The 2,704-nt window shown below is 25.7% G+C and carries 2 protein-coding genes; both read right to left on the bottom strand.

Features of this window, described 5'->3' with window-relative positions:
- The coding region (locus tag CLPUN_RS05700; RefSeq protein WP_077846361.1) for an Hsp70 family protein at positions 1–2,048 on the bottom strand (2,048 nt) is incomplete at its 3' end.
- Positions 2,049–2,077: 29 nt separating this feature from the next.
- On the bottom strand, positions 2,078–2,704 hold a 627-nt coding region (locus CLPUN_RS05695), incomplete at its 5' end, for a hypothetical protein (RefSeq protein WP_077846360.1).

Here is a 2,704-nt window from a genome sequence, read left to right as displayed (position 1 = left end):
GCATCTCTAAATATATCTACCTTACAGGATTGCCCTGTTAATTTAATAAGAGAATAATCATATAATTCATCATTTTCATATAGTTTTTCTAAGAACTTCTTTATTATGTTGTAAACATCGCCTTTTATTAAAGTTTCAATTTCATATATACTAAGAGAAATGCTTGGCGCTTCCTTTACTACCTGTAAAGTTCCTTTATTCATACATGATAATTTCCACTTATCAAAAGTTATTAAGTTTTCTTCTGTGGGTTTAATATCATTAGAAGCTAACCTAACCTTTAAAATCTCTGGATTTGCAAAGAATAATTTCTTTACTTCTTCTCCTAAATTAAATAAGAAATAATAGTTACTTCTCACCTTGCAGTAATCTTCCTTACTTCTTGCTTCATATAATTGAAACTTTGTTGGAATTATTGATTCTGCTGTTTCATATTTCTCATTTAAAGTTTCATATAGTTCATTAATTCCAGACTTATCTATAAATCTAAATATATCTATTTTAAATTGATCTATTATAGCTTTTTTTATGCCTTTATCTTCATTAATTAATGCATTTACCATTAATATTTTTATAAATTGCATTATTCTAAAAGTAAGATTGTTTCCTCCAAAATCTGTATCACCATTTTCATAGGAAGTTTCTATATCTAATTTGTAAGAAACTCTATTGTTTGATATACTGAAGCTACAGCCTGTAAGGTCTGTAGTTCCTCCTCCGCAATCTATAATAAGAGCTTTATACCATTCCCCTTGTCTATATTTCTTCTTTTCAATTAATTCAGAAATAGTATTATAAAGTACCGCCGCACTTTCTTCTAATATTTTTGTGCTTTCAACTGTATAATCACTTAAAATATCTTTAAATAATGTATGAAATTTGTATTTTTGTTTTGATGGACAGGATATATAGATATTTTTAAATTTACATTTAAATCTCTGTTGTGCTAAAGATATGATGTACTCTAAATAAGCTTTTATAATATCTTTTCTTTTTATAAAGGTAGTTTTCTCCTTTATATCAATTACTTTTTCTTCTTTTTCGAAATCACTTATCCATCTTTTTATGTCATAAAATAAGCTCATTCCATCATCTACATATCTTCTTTTGGATTCAAGCATTGCATCATATCCAAAAACATATTCTATATTGTCTTCTTTTATGTGTTTAACACCTACAACACTTGGTATAATAGGAGTTATTTCCATATTATCCTTACTTTCATTCATTATCTTTACGAATTTTACTTTATCATCTTCGTAATCTGTATATTCCTCATTTCCAGTTAGATTTTCATTTAACCCTGAAAATACTTCTTTATCTATATAAATACCGGCAGTTGTATTTGACGTTCCAAAATCAATTGCTAGTGGCATTTTGGTCTCTTTTAATGGTTTTACTTCAAATTGGAGTATAGGCATAGAAATAAATTTTATATTATAATCAACTTCAATTATGTCTCCTTCATAAATATCATAAACAGCTTCTGAATCCTTTTCTGAAAAGAATAGAAGACTATAATGTTTACTTTCAGATTCTTTTGCTTCTATGAATTCACCTTTAGTTAAATAATATTTTTCCTTATTATCCTGTACTATCTTTTTTATATTTAATATAGTGCAGACTTTAAAATTATTATCAACTAAAACAACATTTCCCTCTTCTAATTTATCATTACTTTTTAGAACATAATTATCATAAATATCAAGAGCTAAATCTTCATAAAGGGTTATTTTCCCTGGATAGTCTATATTACTCTTTGTAATTATTTCTTTCTTACTCCTGCTTAAAAATCTTTCAATTCTTCCACTTCCACCAATTAAATAATTTTTTATAAGCTTAGCATCTTTTTCCCCTCTGTATTTCATTATGAGTCTTATAAGTTCTTCTTTATCAAGAGGATTGATTATGCTCTTTACCAACTTTTCTTTGTTACATATTTCTCTTAACTGAAAAGTAGTCATGAGCCTTAAATCTTTTTCTTTATATTTAATTTTTCTAATTACTTCTTCATTACCCTTGTGTAGCTTGTATGAATATAAACTCATATTCTCCTCCCAATTTTCTAATTTAATTTTTAATTAATCATAACAATTTCGCCATTTTTCATAGTATTATCAAATCCCAAAATTCCAAAATGCTGCTTCCAAAATATAAATGGTTTCATATCTATAGATAAAAATGTATCTACTATAATATCAATTTTCTTTTCATACTCTTTCGTTTTCACTTCATCTAAATAAATGTAAATACGCTTTGGTTGCTCATTATTAGAATAAACTATGTTATTTTTAAATATTTTTCTTAAAATCTTATTGAATAATTCAAGAGATACCCCTGTTTTATATAAAGTAATAAGTCCGTTTAAAAAGACATCACATTCTTCTTTTTCAAAGCAATTTATATTTTGGGCTAATTTTTCTCCAAATACATTATTCAATATATCTTTATACAAAAATTTTTTATAAATTTCTATTTTATTTAAGCCTTGTTTTAAATCTAATTCCCCTAAATAATGTAATAATATATCTAGAAGAACCTCTCTAAGTTCTTTACTTTCCTTAAAATTTATATTAAATAAATCCTTAAAAATCTCATAAAATCTATAGCATTCATTTACTTCGATAACATTATCTTCTGGCAATGAAGTTAAATTAAGATATTCAAAAGCAAGTTCCATATAAGGACTACGTATCCCAGCTTG

The organism is Clostridium puniceum, assembly GCF_002006345.1.
Lineage (GTDB): Bacteria > Bacillota > Clostridia > Clostridiales > Clostridiaceae > Clostridium > Clostridium puniceum.
Note: the sequence above shows the minus strand (reverse complement) of the source record. Positions and strands in the feature narration are given on the sequence as shown.